The sequence below is a fragment of the Flavobacterium ammonificans genome, assembly GCF_020885975.1.
In the GTDB taxonomy this organism is placed as follows: domain Bacteria; phylum Bacteroidota; class Bacteroidia; order Flavobacteriales; family Flavobacteriaceae; genus Flavobacterium; species Flavobacterium ammonificans.
Genome location: NZ_AP025183.1, coordinates 1,881,694 through 1,898,264, shown reverse-complemented (window position 1 = coordinate 1,898,264; position 16,571 = coordinate 1,881,694). Strand labels below are relative to the sequence as shown.

The 16,571-nt window shown below is 33.1% G+C and carries 15 protein-coding genes and 1 other RNA gene; 10 read left to right on the top strand and 6 right to left on the bottom strand.

Annotated features, from left to right (window positions below; all coding sequences use genetic code 11):
- Positions 1-39 precede the first annotated feature (39 nt).
- Entirely contained in the window at positions 40-513 is a 474-nt protein-coding gene (locus LPC23_RS08575) for a hypothetical protein (RefSeq protein ID WP_229329558.1), read from the bottom strand.
- 189 nt (positions 514-702) lie between these two features.
- Here LPC23_RS08575 and aroC point away from each other — a divergent pair, with 189 nt between their 5' ends.
- Together aroC and LPC23_RS08565 are read left to right on the top strand one after the other, a co-directional pair.
- Positions 703-1,761: a chorismate synthase gene (gene aroC, locus LPC23_RS08570; RefSeq protein WP_229329556.1), complete on the top strand. Its 1,059-nt coding sequence runs from the start codon at positions 703-705 to the stop codon at positions 1,759-1,761.
- 119 nt (positions 1,762-1,880) lie between these two features.
- Positions 1,881-3,146: a dicarboxylate/amino acid:cation symporter gene (locus LPC23_RS08565; RefSeq protein WP_229329554.1), complete on the top strand. Its 1,266-nt coding sequence runs from the start codon at positions 1,881-1,883 to the stop codon at positions 3,144-3,146.
- Positions 3,147-3,179: 33 nt separating this feature from the next.
- Here the strand turns inward: LPC23_RS08565 and LPC23_RS08560 are convergent, their stop codons facing one another.
- Both LPC23_RS08560 and LPC23_RS08555 read right to left on the bottom strand, forming a co-directional pair.
- Entirely contained in the window at positions 3,180-4,430 is a 1,251-nt protein-coding gene (locus LPC23_RS08560) for a DEAD/DEAH box helicase (RefSeq protein ID WP_229329553.1), read from the bottom strand.
- A 57-nt stretch (positions 4,431-4,487) separates the two neighbouring features.
- Entirely contained in the window at positions 4,488-5,567 is a 1,080-nt protein-coding gene (locus LPC23_RS08555) for a formimidoylglutamase (protein WP_229329552.1), read from the bottom strand.
- Positions 5,568-5,674: 107 nt separating this feature from the next.
- Between LPC23_RS08555 and LPC23_RS08550 the strand changes: the two genes are divergently transcribed.
- Complete coding sequence (locus tag LPC23_RS08550; protein WP_229329551.1) at positions 5,675-6,550, top strand: hypothetical protein; 876 nt, start codon at positions 5,675-5,677, stop codon at positions 6,548-6,550.
- A gap of 70 nt (positions 6,551-6,620) precedes the next feature.
- Here the strand turns inward: LPC23_RS08550 and LPC23_RS08545 are convergent, their stop codons facing one another.
- Entirely contained in the window at positions 6,621-7,694 is a 1,074-nt protein-coding gene (locus LPC23_RS08545) for a glutaminyl-peptide cyclotransferase (RefSeq protein WP_229329550.1), read from the bottom strand.
- A gap of 86 nt (positions 7,695-7,780) precedes the next feature.
- Here LPC23_RS08545 and ffs point away from each other — a divergent pair.
- Both ffs and LPC23_RS08535 read left to right on the top strand, forming a co-directional pair.
- An RNA gene (ffs, locus tag LPC23_RS08540) (signal recognition particle sRNA small type) lies at positions 7,781-7,878 on the top strand.
- Positions 7,879-7,981: 103 nt separating this feature from the next.
- Positions 7,982-8,785 (top strand): SDR family oxidoreductase, encoded by an 804-nt coding sequence (locus LPC23_RS08535; protein ID WP_229329549.1) that lies wholly within the window; start codon positions 7,982-7,984, stop codon positions 8,783-8,785.
- A 7-nt stretch (positions 8,786-8,792) separates the two neighbouring features.
- Here LPC23_RS08535 and LPC23_RS08530 read toward each other — a convergent pair whose 3' ends face one another.
- Positions 8,793-9,674, bottom strand: a complete 882-nt coding sequence (locus LPC23_RS08530) for a Brp/Blh family beta-carotene 15,15'-dioxygenase (protein WP_229329548.1) — start codon at positions 9,672-9,674, stop codon at positions 8,793-8,795.
- A 110-nt stretch (positions 9,675-9,784) separates the two neighbouring features.
- Between LPC23_RS08530 and LPC23_RS08525 the strand changes: the two genes are divergently transcribed.
- Both LPC23_RS08525 and fsa read left to right on the top strand, forming a co-directional pair.
- Complete coding sequence (locus LPC23_RS08525) at positions 9,785-10,516, top strand: bacteriorhodopsin-like (RefSeq protein WP_229329546.1); 732 nt, start codon at positions 9,785-9,787, stop codon at positions 10,514-10,516.
- A gap of 128 nt (positions 10,517-10,644) precedes the next feature.
- The gene (gene fsa, locus LPC23_RS08520; RefSeq protein ID WP_229329545.1) at positions 10,645-11,301 is read left to right on the top strand and encodes a fructose-6-phosphate aldolase; all 657 of its coding nucleotides are present in this window, start codon (positions 10,645-10,647) and stop codon (positions 11,299-11,301) included.
- Between the two features lie 72 nt (positions 11,302-11,373).
- Here the strand turns inward: fsa and LPC23_RS08515 are convergent, their stop codons facing one another.
- Positions 11,374-13,035: an MFS transporter gene (locus LPC23_RS08515; RefSeq protein ID WP_229329544.1), complete on the bottom strand. Its 1,662-nt coding sequence runs from the start codon at positions 13,033-13,035 to the stop codon at positions 11,374-11,376.
- Positions 13,036-13,298: 263 nt separating this feature from the next.
- Between LPC23_RS08515 and LPC23_RS08510 the strand changes: the two genes are divergently transcribed.
- The 3 genes from LPC23_RS08510 (at position 13,299) to LPC23_RS08500 (ending at position 16,533) form a co-directional block, all read left to right on the top strand.
- Complete coding sequence (locus LPC23_RS08510; RefSeq protein WP_229329543.1) at positions 13,299-14,915, top strand: ABC-F family ATP-binding cassette domain-containing protein; 1,617 nt, start codon at positions 13,299-13,301, stop codon at positions 14,913-14,915.
- 110 nt (positions 14,916-15,025) lie between these two features.
- Positions 15,026-15,565 carry a bifunctional pyr operon transcriptional regulator/uracil phosphoribosyltransferase PyrR gene (gene pyrR, locus LPC23_RS08505; protein WP_229329542.1) on the top strand — a complete coding sequence of 180 codons (540 nt, stop codon included), beginning with the start codon at positions 15,026-15,028 and terminating at the stop codon, positions 15,563-15,565.
- Positions 15,566-15,606: 41 nt separating this feature from the next.
- The gene (locus tag LPC23_RS08500; protein WP_229329541.1) at positions 15,607-16,533 is read left to right on the top strand and encodes an aspartate carbamoyltransferase catalytic subunit; all 927 of its coding nucleotides are present in this window, start codon (positions 15,607-15,609) and stop codon (positions 16,531-16,533) included.
- Positions 16,534-16,571: the final 38 nt, after the last annotated feature.

Sequence of the window (16,571 nt, the reverse complement as noted above, 5' to 3'; positions counted from 1 at the left end):
ATAAGTAAATGCCGCTTTTTAAAGCGGCATTTATATTTTTTAGAATTTATAACGAATTCCAAGCGCGATATCTGAACCATAATTATTTTGGAAATAACCTTTCCCACCAAATTCGGGTCTGAAATCTAGCGAAAGTAGTAGAGGTAGTTCTTTCATATTGTATTCTATTCCTACATTTCCTGCCACATAAACAAAACTTCCATTATCCTCTGTTGTATTCCAACTGCCAAGGCCAGCACCTGCTCCAGCATACCAATTGAAAGAATTGTCAATTTCCCATACCCATTGGTAGACTCCTGTTAGTTTGAATGCGCTTACAGCACGATTATCTCTCCAACCTAAATTAGCTTCCAGTCGATTGTTTTCAGACAACGAACGTTGGTATGATATTTCAGCGCCAAAACCATTGTTATCTCCTAAACGCAAACCAATTGCATTTTTTGATATTTCTTGAGCTTGCGATGTAAATCCTAATCCAATTAGTAGTACAGCGGTTACAATATTTTTTTTCATAAGTAATTATATTTTTTCTAAGTTACTAAATAAACGAACCATAATGAAATTTAGTATTAATTTTCGTTGTTATATTTGATGTAAGCAGACTAAAAATCACACAATAAATCCATTTATTCAGCAAAAACTTTAATCCTTTTATTTTTAATCTTTAAACTAAAATGGTACTTTTGTTTAAAACTAATTACAATGGCAGGGAATAGCTACGGAACACTTTTTAGAATTACTACTTTTGGAGAATCACATGGTGAAGCTTTAGGTGGTGTCATCGATGGATGTCCTCCTGGAATCACTTTAGATTTAGAAGCCGTTCAATTAGAAATGTCCAGAAGAAAACCAGGTCAATCGGCTATTGTAACTCAAAGAAAAGAACCTGACGAAGTACAATTCTTGTCCGGTATTTTTGAAGGAAAAACTACAGGAACACCAATTGGTTTTATTATTCCAAATACCAATCAAAAGTCGGATGATTATTCCCACATCAAAGATAATTATAGACCGAGTCATGCAGACTATGTATATGACCAAAAATATGGTTTTAGAGATTACCGTGGTGGTGGAAGAAGTTCGGCTAGAGAAACAGCAAGTAGAGTAGTAGCGGGAGCTATTGCGAAGCAAATGCTTCCTAATATTAAAATTAATGCTTTTGTTTCTTCTGTTGGTCACATTCATTTAGACAAAAATTACCAAGAATTAAACTTTTCAAAAACAGAAAGTAATCCAGTTCGTTGCCCTGATGAAAGTTCTGCAGCTAGAATGGAAGACTATATTCGTGAAATTCGTAAACAAGGCGATACTGTTGGTGGAGTAGTGTCTTGTGTAATTCAAAATGTACCTGTTGGATTGGGCGAACCCGTATTTGATAAATTGCATGCTGAGTTAGGAAAAGCAATGTTATCAATTAATGCCGTTAAAGGTTTTGAATATGGAAGTGGCTTTTGCGGCGCCGAAATGAAAGGCAGTGACCACAATGATTTATACCACGCTGACGGAACTACTAAAACGAATTTATCTGGCGGAATTCAAGGTGGAATTAGCAACGGAATGGATATTTATTTCCGTGTAGCGTTCAAACCAGTTGCCACAATTATGCAAAAACAAGAGTCATTGGATAATAAAGGAAATATAACAGAAATGACAGGAAAAGGACGTCACGATCCTTGTGTCGTTCCTCGCGCTGTTCCTATTGTTGAAGCGATGGCCGCTATTGTTTTGGCTGATTTTTATTTATTAAACAAAATCTATTAATATTCTAAACAATTTATTTCTGCTTTTCGCTCTATTTTTTAGTTGTTAGGTTTTGATTTTTAAATCTCTTCTCGCAAATAGTTTGACGCTTACAGTTGGTAAATTATTAATTACAAAAAATGAAAGAAACTACTACAAAACCATCGTTTTTATCAGGACTTACGGGACAAATTCTAATAGCAATGATAATTGGCGCTATTTTAGGTATAGCTATTCATACTAATTTTTCTACTGAGATTGCTCAGTTGTTTAGTTCTAAAATTAAAATTTTAGCTACCGTATTTATCCGATTGGTACAAATGATTATTTCACCATTGGTTTTTACCACTTTAGTAGTTGGTATCGCTAAACTTGGAGATATTAAAGCAGTTGGAAGAATTGGTGGGAAAGCCTTAGGATGGTTTTTTACCGCTTCATTCATTTCGTTATTATTAGGAATGTTTTTTGTAAATATTTTACAACCGGGAGTAGGTTTAAATCTTTCTAATGTTGATTTAACTACTGCCTCAGAAGTTACGGCTAAAACCACCACCTTATCTTTTGAAAATTTCATTGAGCATATTGTTCCTAAAAGTATATTCGAAGCCATGGCTACTAACGAAATATTACAAATTGTAATTTTCTCCATCTTTTTTGGTTTAGCCGCTGCAGCAATTGGAGATGCTGTTAAGCCTGTTGTAAATGCTTTAGATAAGACCTCTCATATTGTTCTAAAAATGGTTAATTATGTAATGAAATTCGCTCCAATAGGTGTTTTTGGTGCCATTGCGGGAGTATTTGCAGTACGTGATTTCCAAGAATTAGCAATTACTTATTTCAAATACTTCGGTTCTTTTTTAATTGGAATTGCATCATTATGGGTAGTTCTTATTTTAGTGGGTTATATCTTTTTAAAATCGAGAATGTCAACTTTATTAAAAAGAATTTCAAGTCCGCTAATAGTTGCTTTTGGTACAACAAGTAGCGAAGCCGTTTTTCCAAAATTAACTGAAGAATTAGAACGTTTTGGTGTGAAAGACAAAATAGTTTCATTCATGTTGCCTTTGGGGTATTCGTTTAACCTAGACGGAAGTATGATGTACATGACTTTTGCGAGTATTTTTATTGCACAAGCCTATGGAATTGACTTGGATATTGGTACACAATTGACAATGTTATTGGTTTTAATGCTTACAAGTAAAGGAATTGCAGGTGTTCCAAGAGCTAGTTTAGTAGTAGTAGCAGCTACTTGTGGAATGTTTGACATTCCAATTGAAGGAATTGCCTTGATTTTACCTATTGATCATTTCTGCGATATGTTTCGATCTGCTACAAATGTTCTCGGAAACGCTTTAGCTACTTCTGTAGTAGGACAGTGGGAAGATAAAATCGAAGATGCTAGTTAATCTAAAAATAAATTATAAAAAAAAACGTTGGTATTAATACCAACGTTTTTTGTTTTGTTTTGATGCGCTTGATTTTCTTGATTTATGGGCGCCTCCACTTCGATTAGAATTTTTAGGTTTCTCCGCAATGGCATCAGGACTTCCAGAGTGCCAAGGATACGGATGATCTGAAATAGTCTTAACATCTACTTTTATTAATTTTTGAATGTCTTTCCAGTATGGCTCTTCGTCTTTACTGCAAAATGAAATTGCCATTCCGCCATTTCCTGCTCGACCAGTTCTACCAATTCGGTGCACATAGGTTTCAGGAATATTTGGTAAATCAAAATTAATTACAAATGGTAATTGATCAATATCGATTCCACGTGCAGCAATATCAGTTGCTACAAGTACGCCCACTTCTTTATTTTTGAATGCTTCTAAAACACGTTGTCTAGCGTTTTGAGATTTGTCACCATGAATGGCTTCTGCAGCAATATTGTTTTTTCGCAACGCCTTAACTACATTGTCAGCTCCGTGTTTAGTTCTTGAAAACACCAATACATCGGACAAATTTTCATTCTTTATTAAATGATATAACAAATTTCTTTTTTCTGTTTTTTCAACAAAATAGACCTGTTGTTCAATTTTTTCAGCAGTTGAAGAAACTGGAGAAACTTCTACTTTTGCTGGATCTTTTAAAAACATTTCTGCTAACTCCCGAATAGCAATTGGCATCGTAGCAGAAAATAATAATGTTTGACGGTTGTTAGGCGTAAGCTTCACAATTTTTTTCACATCATTGATGAATCCCATATCCAACATTTGATCGGCTTCGTCAAGAACCAAGGTGTGTAAGTAGTCAAAATTAATAAAACCTTGTTTGTGTAAATCCAATAATCTTCCAGGTGTAGCAATTACCACATCAACTCCCTTTTTTAAAGTGTCAACTTGTGGAACTTGCGAAACGCCACCAAAAAGTGTAATCTGTTTTAGATTAGTATATTTTGCATAGGTGTCAAAATTCTGACCAATTTGAACGGCCAATTCACGGGTTGGAGTTACAATTAAAGCTCTAATTTCTTTGGCTTTTTTTGACGAACCTACGATTCGATGTAATTGATGAATAATTGGAATGGCAAATGCCGCCGTTTTTCCAGTACCAGTTTGCGCACAACCAATTAAATCTCTACCAGATAAAACGATAGGAATAGATTGTTCTTGAATAGGAGTGGGGTGTGTATAGCCTTCTTCATGAACGGCTTTTTGGATACTTTTTGAAAGTGATAAATCTTCGAATAACATAATTTTACTATTAATGTATTGCATTAAGTACAGCAATACTTGGCAAAGATAGTGTTATTATTTTTGATGCATCCAACTAGGAACAATCGTTTGGTGCTGTACATCGGATTCGTTCCTTGATTTTATAAAGTCAGTTATCAAGTGTCCTATTATTTTACCTACTAAATGATCATTTTTAAGTTCACCTAAATCAGGCGCACCTTCGCAAAGATGCAAGTAAGTAGCATTTTTGAATTTCCCAAAATAAGAGACAAATTGTCGTAATTCTTCAACAGAAAAACCAGTAAGAGTCATTGTGCTGCTAGCAATATTAGGAATGGCTCCCAAGTCAACTTCTAAACCGAATGGTTCTTGATTGATAAACTCTAAAGCTTGAGTCATTTCTTTTTCAAATTCTTTTTCTTTTCGAATTTTGATACTATCATAAGTAACATAGCGTACTCGATCTTCAATCTTCTTAAATGTATCCAATACACTTTTGGAAACATGATTCTCATGCAAACCAAAGACAAAATATTTTTTTAAGAAACCTTCTTCAAAAGCATACGAAAATGCGTTTCCGCTATGTCGACCTTCTAAAATTCTAAAATCGGAATGGGCATCAAAATTTATGGCATTAACTGGTTTTCCTTTGGCTAAAGCCGTTCCTTTGATATTCCCATAAGCATTGTTATGGCCTCCACCAATAATAATAGGTGTTTTACCTAGTTTGACAATATTGAAAATAATATGAGAAACTTCTTTATCAATTTTTTCTACCAGTTGGCTTAATTTAGAACGATCGTCAATATCATTAAAGTCAAGATTTTCCACCTCTGCCATTTCATGGGCTACATTAAGTGATCCTAAGACTATAATTTGATTTCCTTTACTAAATCGATTATGCTGAATATTAGCAATGCTTTTGATGGCGCTATTCCAAGCTGAAGCTGCACCAGGGCGGCCATAATTAGCTCTGATTCCAATATCTTCAGGGATTCCAAATAAAACATATTTTGCTTCGCAACTTGAAAGGAATTCCAAAGCATCGACTCCTTTTGGTACAGTAATCATTTTCTCACCAAATTTAATTTCACCATTTCTTTGGTTGGTAATTTTGCCGAGATCAGTTAAAGTAAAAGGAATTATTTTGTCCATTTTATAAAAAGTTTTAGCCAAAAATACTATAAATGTGTCAAAATACGTTGTGTAGTATGGATATATTATTATTTTTGTCGCAAACAATTAAACTATAAAAATTAAAAATGGAAAATCAAAAAAGCAATTCAAATTTGAAAGCAATCGTAATTGTACTATTACTATTACTTTTAGGGAGTTTAGGTTATATTTTCAAAATGTCAACTGACGCTGAAATTGTTCGTACTGAGTTGAAAACTACATTAACTGAAAAAGAATCAGTTATGAATGATTTACAAGAGTTAAAAGCTACTTATGACGCTGCGATTGCTGAAAATACTACAATGTCTGAGGAATTAATTAAAGAAAGAGATAAAGTAGTTGCTTTAATGTCAGATTTAAAAAAATCTAATGGAGACCTTTCAAAATTCAAATCTCAATTGACTGCTTTACAGAGTAACATGAAAGTGTTAATTGCTGAAAATGACAACTTGAAAAAACAAAATGTTACTTTGACTGTTCAACGTGATAGTACAAGAGTTGTCTTAGTAGAATCTAAAAAAGCAAACGAAGTTTTATCTTCTCAAAATTCAGAGTTAGCTAAAACAGTTGAAAAAGGATCAGTTTTAACTGTGTTGAATACTAAAGGAGCTGCTTACAAAGTGAGAAGTTCAGGTAAGCAAATAGAAACTGAAAAAGCAAATAGAGCTGATATTTTAAAAGTTAGTTTTACTATAGCTGAAAATAAAATCGCAAAATCAGGAACAAAAATGTATTATGTACAAGTTATTGATAGCGAAAATAATGTTGTAGGAGAAAAGAAAGTGGAGAATTTCGGAACAAAATCGTTAACATACAGTTTTACAACTAATGTAAAATATGAGAATAAAACAGTTGATGTTTCAGAAGATTTGGCAGGAAGTAAATTTGCAAAAGGTACCTACACAGTTAATGTGTATGATAAAGCAGAATTAGTTTCTAAAACATCATTCTCATTAAGATAATTTTCAACAGAGTATATAAAAAAAGGGAGCTAATAGCTCCCTTTTTTTATTCAATAATTTGAAAGGGAAATTATTCAATTATTTTAATTTCAAATAGCGTATCCCAATTTTTACCAGTAACGAAAAGGGTTTTAGTTTTTGAATTGTAAGCTATACCATTAAGCACGTCTGTGTTTTCTGTTTGCTTAATTTTAGTTTTTAATTCAGCAAGGTTTATAATACCCTCTACAGCACCATTTTTAGGATTAATCACAGCTATAGCATCTTTCTGGTATACATTTCCATAAATTTTCCCATCTATCCATTCCAGTTCATTTACAGCTTTCACTTTGTTGGCTAAAGAATACACATTGATAGAACCTATCTCGGCAAATGTATCAGGATTTAAAATATGGATAGTTTCGGAGCTATCTGACATATACAACGATTTACCATCTGTTGTTAATCCCCAACCTTCCATTTTTTTAAAATAAGGTATGGTTTTTTCTTTTTTGAAAGTATCAGCATTATAAACATAACCTTCATTATTTAGCCAAGTAAGTTGGTATACTTTGTTATTTAAAATAGTGATTCCTTCTCCAAAATACTGTTCAGCTAATTCTATTTTTTTGTAAACTTCACCAGTTTTAAAATTAGTCTTTCTTAAGCTTGAAATTCCTTTACTTCCCGATGGACTACTGCCATTACCAGTCCCTTCAAATAAAGTATCCCGATAAAATTCTAATCCTTGAGTATACGCTTGAACATCATGAGGATAAGTGTTTACTATAGTGTATTTTAATAATTGAGGTGAAACACTCGATACCAATTCTACTTCCTCGTTAATTTCAGCTAGTTCCCCTTCATAATATACAATAGCTTTTAGATTTTGATTGCCTAATTTTTGATCTTTAAATTCAAATGACAATTTTCCTAATCCTTTTGTAGTTCCAATTTTCACATCGTTAATATAAAAGACAATACTATCAACTTCTTTTGAGCTAGAATTTGACAGACTTAAATTGATTGATTCCTCGGGAACATATTGTTTTTTAGTACTTGCTGTTTCAAAGCTAAATAATGAATTGTCTTCTTTTTTTGCTCCGCCACAATTCGAAAGACTTATGGCTAACAAAATGATAAATAAGCAGTTGTATTTTTTCATGATTTGTATTTTAAAATTCGAATATACAACCTTATTTTATTAGTAGCAATGACTTGCAAAAATATAAAAAGGTTGTATATTTGCACCGGCAAGTCCTACACGACCAGCTCCTGCAGAATCCCCCAGGATGGGAACATAGCAAGGGTACGCGGTTGAGCGGTGCGATGTAGGTCGCTTGCCATTTTTTATTAATCTTCCTCTAGGAAGATTTTTTTGTTTATAGGGATTCAAAACTTTTATTTTTGATTATTTTTATAAGCTAAATAACTGATAATAAATTGATTTGAATGAGTAAAGTTGTGTTGATTACAGGCGGATCTTCGGGTATAGGGAAATCTATAGGAGAGTTTTTACATCAAAAAGGTTTCATCGTATACGGAACAAGTAGAAATCCTGAAAAGGTGTTGAATTCTATTTTTCCGTTAGTCGCTTTAGATGTTAGAGATGTTGAGTCAATTCATTTGGCTGTAGCCCAAATTATTCAATCAACAGGTAGATTGGATGTTGTAATTAATAATGCTGGAGTTGGAATTACAGGACCTTTGGAAGAAATCCCAATGGAAGAGATTAAAAATAATTTTGACACTAATTTTTTTGGTCCAATAGCTGTAATGAAGGCTGTTTTGCCTCAAATGCGCCAACAAAAATCGGGCTTGATTGTCAATATCACGAGTATAGCAGGATATATGGGATTGCCGTATCGAAGTGTCTATTCAGCTTCAAAAGGCGCTTTGGAATTAATTACTGAAGCGTTACGTATGGAGGTGAAGTCTTTTGGAATTCAAATTACCAATGTTGCTCCTGGAGATTTTGCCACCAATATAGCTGCAGGACGTTTTCATGCTCCAATAATTCAAGGTTCAGATTATGAACGAGCTTACGGATCTATTTTAAAAACTATGGATGAGCATGTGGATAGTGGAAGTAATCCAAATGAAATGGCTGAAGCGGTTTTCCAAATTATTCAAGAAAAAAATCCGAGAATTCATTATAAAGTAGGGGCGTTCATGCAAAAAATTTCCATAGTTCTAAAAAGAATACTTCCAGATACTGTGTACGAAAAAATGCTAATGAATCATTACAAACTTTAATTTGAATTTATTTTTTTTGGTACATATTTAATATGACAATAAAATGCGGAAAAGTTATTGAGGCTAAAAAAGCGAAAAATAATGCGTCAAATACAACCATATCTTTCGCTATATAGTACAAGCCAAAAACACCTATCAAAGAAATAAACCAATAAATAAAAGCTGTTTTGAAATATTTTTTAAAATCAGCCCAGGTAGAAGAGCCATATAAAAAAATCAGTTGGTCATTTAAAGATGGAATACTATGCCAAAAAATAAAGTAAATGGTAAATCCCCAAATTAAACTCGAAGCTTTAAATACAATAGCTAAAACAACGAGATAAAACAGTTGTTCGATTAGGTTATTCTTAAACTCAGTTGAAATTTGATATAACCGAATAGATAAGACCACAAATAAGCTTAATGTAATTAGTAGCGCAGTTTCAATAAATTCTGTTGAAAGGGTGTACTTAGTTATTTCAAAAATGATTTCAATTACTTCCTTTGAATTAAAGTAAAATAAAATCACCAAGATTAGTAATCCATAATTAAATTGAAACATTGGTGTTATAAATGATTTATTTGTTTTAATAATTTCATTCCAATGTTGTTCTCCGAAATGGTAACTACTCACCAAAATAAACAATAATAAAGCCACAATTGGAATATTAGTAAATAGAAGAACCGATATTCCAACAATTGAAACATAAATTCCAATTATTTTGATAAAATCGAGTTTTTTATTTGATTTTAACTGGTCAATTAGAACCAAATCATTGGCTCCATGAAGTACTCCAAATGACAAAATCAAAAAAAAACCTAAAATTATTTGGTATTTATTTGATAAATAAGAAGTTAGCCAAAGTCCCGCAAAGCTTGTTATGACTGATAATTTTAATGTATTTGACATAATTAATTGTTTTTGTTTAATCTTTTTTCAAAAAAAATAAACACAAAAATGTAATTTGTATTACTTAATACTGTAAATTTACTTTATTAATTAACCTAATTTTTTATTTTATGTCAAATTTTATGTTTATTTCTGCTAATGTAGCAAAAATGCTACCAAACGACTATGTTGGATTTACATTCTTCATTGGAAGCATGGCCATGATGGCTGCTTCAGCTTTTTTCTTCTTATCGCTAAGTCAGTTCGATAAGAAATGGCGTACTTCAGTATTAGTATCAGGATTGATTACTTTTATTGCTGCAGTACACTACTTTTACATGCGTGATTATTGGAATGCATTCCAAGAGTCACCAACGTTCTTTAGATACGTGGATTGGGTACTTACTGTGCCGTTGATGTGTCTAGAGTTTTATTTAATTCTTAAAGTTGCTGGTGCAAAACAGAGCTTGTTGTGGAAAATGATTTTCTACTCAATCATCATGTTAGTAACAGGATACTTTGGAGAAACAATTTTTAGTGACCAAGCAGCTTTTTGGGGATTCATCTCTGGACTTGCTTATTTCTTAATTGTTTACGAAATTTGGTTAGGCGAAGCTTCAAAACTAGCAAAAGCTGCTGGTGGAGATGTATTGGCTTCACACAAAATCTTATGTTGGTTCGTACTTGTTGGATGGGCAATTTACCCATTAGGATACATGTTAGGAACTGATGGTTGGTACACAAGTTTCCTTGGTAAAGGAAGTGTAGATGTTGCTTACAACATTGCAGATGCTATCAACAAAATCGGATTTGGATTAGTTGTTTACAACTTAGCTGTTAAATCTACTTCTAGTTCAAACTAGAAATTCTAGGATATTAGTTCCAAAACCGCCTCTGAAAAGAGGCGGTTTTTTTTATGCAGTTAATTTATTTTTAGTTCTCAATTCATTTCTTACTTTTGTTAGCGTATTCACAACTAAATATATTTGGAATGAAATTTTTTATAGACACAGCTAATTTAGCTCAAATTAAAGAAGCACAAGCTTTAGGTGTTTTGGATGGTGTAACTACTAATCCGTCGTTAATGGCAAAAGAAGGTATTACCGGAAAAAATAATATCTTAAAACATTATGTAGACATTTGTAATTTAGTAGATGGAGATGTAAGTGCCGAAGTAAATGCTCTTGATTTCGAAGGCATGGTAAAAGAAGGTGAGGAGTTGGCTGATTTGCACGAACAAATTGTAGTTAAATTACCAATGACCAAAGAAGGGGTTATGGCTGCCAAATATTTTTCTGATAAAGGAATTAGAACGAATGTTACTTTAGTTTTTTCTGCTGGTCAAGCTTTATTGGCCGCTAAAGCAGGAGCTACTTACGTTTCTCCATTCATCGGTCGTTTGGATGATGTTTCTACAGATGGATTAGCACTGATTGAAGAGATTCGTTTGATTTATGATAATTACGGATTTGAAACGCAAATTTTAGCAGCTTCTGTGCGTCATTCGATGCATATTATGAACTGTGCTAAAATTGGTGCCGATGTGATGACAGGACCTCTTTCTGCTATCTACGGATTATTGAAACACCCATTAACAGATATTGGACTAGCACAATTTGTTGCTGATTTTGAAAAGGGGAATAAATAATATTTTTCTTTTATAAATTAAAAAATCCCATCAATTGATGGGATTTTTTTGGTTTTGGTTAGTTGCGTATTTTTAGTGTCCACCACCCACTTCGATATCGTTTCCAATACCTTGTTTTTCTAAAATTCCGATTACTTTCCATCCGTAGAATGCAATAAATGCAAAACACAATACAGGAATAAAGTACGAAGTATGAATACCAATTACATCGGCCAATTTACCTTGTAATGGTGGAATAATACCACCACCTAAAATCATCATTACTAAGAAAGCAGCACCTTGAGACGTGTATTTTCCTAATCCTGTAATTCCTAAAGAGAAGATACAAGGCCACATAATACTCAAGAATAAACCACCACTCATAAAAGCAAAAATTGCAATTGTTCCTGTTGTAGCTAATCCAATAATCATTGCAATTGCTCCCAGCAATCCGAAAATTAATAAAGTTCTTGACGGTTGATCTTTACCCAGGAAGAAACCAACAATTTGGAAAACAATTACAAATGCATAAGCATATAATGGAGTAATATCTTGTCCAGAAATTGCGTTAGCAGTCAGTACAACTCCAAAAGCTACATAAGGAACTACAATTAGTAAAATTTTTCTCATTTGAGAAGACGGATTGAAAACTGAAATTGCTCCAGCCCAACGACCGATCATTAAACTTCCCCAATACATAGACATGAATGGCGCAAGTCCCGGACCATCAATTGTCCCAAAATCTTTAGTTGCTAATAACTCTCCTAAATTACTACCTATTGTAACTTCTACACCCACATAAGAGAATAAGGCTAGCATTCCTAATACTAATTGTGGGTATTTCATTGCACCCCAACCTTGTGGATTTTTTTGAGCTGTAGCATTCGCAAATAAAAGACCAATTACCACTACTAATAAAGTAGATATAGTTAATCCAAGTCCTAAGTAATCAACTTCTTTGTTTTCTATAAAACGAGTTATAAATTCTGGATCTTCATATCGAGCGAAGATATACCCAAATATCACTACTAATAAAACAGTAATTACAACAAGCGTTGTTAAAGCTTTGTTAGCTGTTTCAAACGTAGCATCGCTTTTTCCTGCAGGTAATTTTTTAGAAAAATGAAATAAAGCAGCTGCTAATAAGAACAAGCCACCAACAGCCATATACAAAGTAATCATAGAATCTAGTGAGTCGGCTTTTTGAGCAAATTCTTCAATACTTACTCCTGAAATAACTCCAAAAAGTGCAAAAGAAACAACGATAGGTCCTATAGTTGTTCCTAATGAATTAATTCCTCCGGCTAAGTTCAATCGGCTAGAAGCAGAATGTGGTTCACCCAAGGAAGCTGCAAACGGTTGTGCTGAAGTTTGTTGTAATGAAAATCCTAAGGCTACAATAAATAAAGCTCCCAAGATGAACAAATAACTTCCTTGCATAACAGCTAAAATCATTAAAGCAGCCCCAAAAGTACTGATTAACAATCCGTAAATAATTCCTTTTTTGAATCCCCAGCCGTTAAGAATATCTCTTTTAGCAAGACTACTAAATATAAACAATAATAACGCTCCGATATAATATGCCCCGTAAAAGGCAAAATCAATTAACTGACTTTGGAATTGATCCAATCCAAATTTAGCCTTGCAAAAAGGGATGAAAACACCGTTAGATGCTCCAATAAATCCCCAAAAGAAGAAGACCGTGATTAGGGTCGAAAGTGCCGAATTATTCGACTTCGTTTGTTCTGAATTCATTTTAGTTTTTGGTTTTTTTAGTTTGTTATAATTAATTGCTTGAAATGTAAAAGTATTTGATACTAAAATCAAAAAAAAATAATTCATAATAAATCTTTTCAAAATTATAGAATAAATAGTTTTTGATGTAAATCATTGATTTTTTTCTAATGATATGTTCAAGATGTTATTTCGTTCCATTACAAAAACGAAATCAGAGCCGAATTCAATTTTAAAAAAAAGCTATTTAGTTTTTTGCTATTTTTGCAAAAAATATATACGACATGTTATCAATTAATAATTTATCAGTTCAGTTTGGCAAACGAATTTTATTTGACGAGGTCAATACCACTTTTACTCAAGGTAATATTTATGGTGTTATTGGTGCCAATGGTGCTGGAAAATCTACTTTTTTAAAAATTATTTCGGGTGAGATGGATCCTACTTCAGGTCATATTCACTTGGAACCAGGAAAACGAATGTCGGTTTTGAATCAAAATCACAACATGTTTGACGATTTTACTGTTCTAGAAACGGTAATGATGGGTAACAAAATTTTGTATGCCGTTAAAAAAGAAATGGATGAGTTGTATTTAGATTACAATGATAAAAACGCCGACAGAATTGGTGAGTTACAAGTACAGTTTGAAGAAATGAATGGTTGGAATGCCGATTCTGATGCCGCGTCAATGTTGTCTAATTTAGGTATTACAGAGGACAACCACTATACAATGATGGGGGATTTGGAAGGGAAGATTAAAGTTCGTGTGCTTTTGGCACAAGCTCTTTTTGGAAATCCAGATTTACTTATTATGGACGAGCCTACCAATGATTTGGATTTTGAAACTATCGCTTGGTTAGAGAACTTTCTAGCTAATTATGATAATACAGTAATTGTAGTATCTCACGACCGTCACTTTTTAGATGCTGTATGTACTCATATTTCGGATATTGATTTTGGAAAAATTAATCATTATTCAGGAAACTACACTTTTTGGTATGAATCAAGTCAGTTAGCAGCTAAACAACGTGCTCAACAAAACAAAAAAGCGGAAGAGAAGAAACAAGAATTGGAAGAATTTATTCGTCGTTTTTCTGCGAATGTAGCCAAATCTAAACAAGCTACATCTCGTAAAAAGATGATTTCTAAATTGAATATTTCAGAAATTAAACCCTCAAGCCGTCGTTACCCAGCAATTATTTTTGACCAAGATAGAGAAGCGGGTGACCAAATTCTGAATGTTGAAAATTTAAGTGCTTCTATAGATGGAGAAACCTTGTTCAAAGGTGTGGACTTGAATATGGCAAAAGGCGATAAAATTGTTCTTTTCTCAAAAGATTCACGTGCTACGACTGCATTTTACGAAATTTTGAATGGCAATCAGAATGCCGATTCAGGAACATTTGATTGGGGAATTACTACCAATCAAGCCTATTTACCAGCTGAAAACCATTCGTATTTTGAGAACGATTTGACTTTAGTAGATTGGTTACGTCAATGGGCAAAAACAGAAGAAGAAAGAGATGAAGTGTATATTAGAGGTTTCCTTGGTAAAATGATTTTCTCAGGAGAAGAAGCTTTAAAAACTAGTCGCGTATTATCAGGAGGAGAAAAAGTACGTTGTATGTTGTCTCGTATGATGATGGAACGTGCTAATATTTTAATGTTAGATGAGCCTACGAATCACTTGGATTTGGAGTCGATTACAGCATTTAATAATTCGTTAAAAAACTTTAAAGGATCGGTTATATTCACAACTCATGACCACGAATTTGCACAAACAGTGGGTAATAGAGTAGTGGAATTAACTCCAAATGGCGCCATTGATCGCTATATGACTTTTGACGATTATTTAGATGATGAAAAAGTTCAGGAATTAAGAACTAAAATGTATTCTTAATTTTTACTATTTAAAAAGCCTTGATTTTTCAAGGCTTTTTTTCTGTAATTTTTAATTATCAATCATTAAACAGAATTTGTATATTTGCAAACCAAACATAACACTTTACCATGAGTCAAAAAGTATTACTTACTGCAAAAGAAGTTACTATCATACTACATCGTTTGGCTTGTCAATTGGTTGAAAAACACTTAGATTTCTCGGATACAATTTTAGTTGGAATACAACCTAGAGGGGTTTTTTTAGCAGAGCGTTTAAAAGAAATTTTAGAAACAGAATACCAAACTTTAGATATTACTTTAGGTTATTTGGACATTACTTTTTTCAGAGATGATTTTAGAAGAACTGAAAAACCTTTAGAAGCGAATAAAACCAACATCAATTTTATTGTAGAAAACAAAAAAGTCATTTTTATTGACGACGTCTTGTTTACAGGGCGAAGTATTCGTTCAGCTTTAACAGCTATTCAGTCCTTTGGAAGACCTTCTGAGATTGAATTATTGGTCTTGATTGACAGACGATTTAGTCGCAATTTGCCCATTCAACCCGATTACAGAGGAAGACAGGTAGATGCCATCAATAACGAAAAAGTAAAGGTGTGTTGGAAAGAAAATGATGGACAAGACGGCGTATATTTAATAACCAATTAAATAGAAAGTCAATCCTTATAAAATTATAATTGTAAAGAAAAATGAAAGAATTAAGCGTAAATCATTTATTAGGAATTAAATACATTAACAAAAATGATATTGACTTAATATTTGAAACTGCTGATCATTTTAAGGAAGTTATCAATCGACCGATTAAAAAAGTTCCTTCTTTACGAGACATTACCATTGCCAATATCTTTTTTGAAAACAGTACCCGAACCAAACTTTCCTTTGAATTAGCCCAAAAACGATTGTCGGCCGATGTGATTAGTTTTTCTGCAGCACAGTCTTCTGTTAAGAAAGGGGAAACGCTGATCGATACTGTAAATAATATCCTTTCAATGAAAGTAGATATGGTAGTCATGCGCCATGCTAATCCAGGTGCGGCTTATTTCTTATCTAAAAACGTAAAAGCAAGTATAGTTAACGCAGGAGATGGAGCACACGAACACCCTACACAAGCTTTATTAGATAGTTATTCCATTCGCGAAAAATTAGGTGATGTAGCAGGAAAAAAAGTAGTGATTGTGGGGGATATTTTACACTCTCGTGTCGCCTTGTCTAATATCTACGCCCTGCAAATGCAAGGTGCCGAAGTAAAGGTTTGCGGGCCTAAAACTTTGATTCCAAAACATATCGAATCACTTGGAGTTAAAGTTGAGCCAAATCTACGTAAAGCATTAGAATGGTGCGATGTAGCTAATATGTTACGAGTTCAAAATGAACGTATGGACGTTAATTACTTTCCTTCAACTAGAGAATATGCACAACAATATGGAGTGGATAAAAATCTATTAGATTCCTTAAATAAAGAAATTGTAATTATGCATCCCGGACCAATTAATCGTGGTGTCGAAATTACGAGCGATGTTGCCGATTCTCAACAATCGGTTATTTTAGACCAAGTCGAGAACGGTGTAGCGATACGAATGGCGGTTATCTATCTTTTGGCTTCAAAAATTCAATAGTTTATTTGAAATAAACTTGGCAATTATATTTTAATAAA

Coding starts and splice junctions, on each gene's coding strand:
- LPC23_RS08575 (WP_229329558.1), bottom strand. CDS start 513: ATGAAAAAAAATATTGTAACCGCTGTACTACTAATTGGATTAGGATTT.
- aroC (WP_229329556.1), top strand. CDS start 703: ATGGCAGGGAATAGCTACGGAACACTTTTTAGAATTACTACTTTTGGA.
- LPC23_RS08565 (WP_229329554.1), top strand. CDS start 1,881: ATGAAAGAAACTACTACAAAACCATCGTTTTTATCAGGACTTACGGGA.
- LPC23_RS08560 (WP_229329553.1), bottom strand. CDS start 4,430: ATGTTATTCGAAGATTTATCACTTTCAAAAAGTATCCAAAAAGCCGTT.
- LPC23_RS08555 (WP_229329552.1), bottom strand. CDS start 5,567: ATGGACAAAATAATTCCTTTTACTTTAACTGATCTCGGCAAAATTACC.
- LPC23_RS08550 (WP_229329551.1), top strand. CDS start 5,675: ATGGAAAATCAAAAAAGCAATTCAAATTTGAAAGCAATCGTAATTGTA.
- LPC23_RS08545 (WP_229329550.1), bottom strand. CDS start 7,694: ATGAAAAAATACAACTGCTTATTTATCATTTTGTTAGCCATAAGTCTT.
- LPC23_RS08535 (WP_229329549.1), top strand. CDS start 7,982: ATGAGTAAAGTTGTGTTGATTACAGGCGGATCTTCGGGTATAGGGAAA.
- LPC23_RS08530 (WP_229329548.1), bottom strand. CDS start 9,674: ATGTCAAATACATTAAAATTATCAGTCATAACAAGCTTTGCGGGACTT.
- LPC23_RS08525 (WP_229329546.1), top strand. CDS start 9,785: ATGTCAAATTTTATGTTTATTTCTGCTAATGTAGCAAAAATGCTACCA.
- fsa (WP_229329545.1), top strand. CDS start 10,645: ATGAAATTTTTTATAGACACAGCTAATTTAGCTCAAATTAAAGAAGCA.
- LPC23_RS08515 (WP_229329544.1), bottom strand. CDS start 13,035: ATGAATTCAGAACAAACGAAGTCGAATAATTCGGCACTTTCGACCCTA.
- LPC23_RS08510 (WP_229329543.1), top strand. CDS start 13,299: ATGTTATCAATTAATAATTTATCAGTTCAGTTTGGCAAACGAATTTTA.
- pyrR (WP_229329542.1), top strand. CDS start 15,026: ATGAGTCAAAAAGTATTACTTACTGCAAAAGAAGTTACTATCATACTA.
- LPC23_RS08500 (WP_229329541.1), top strand. CDS start 15,607: ATGAAAGAATTAAGCGTAAATCATTTATTAGGAATTAAATACATTAAC.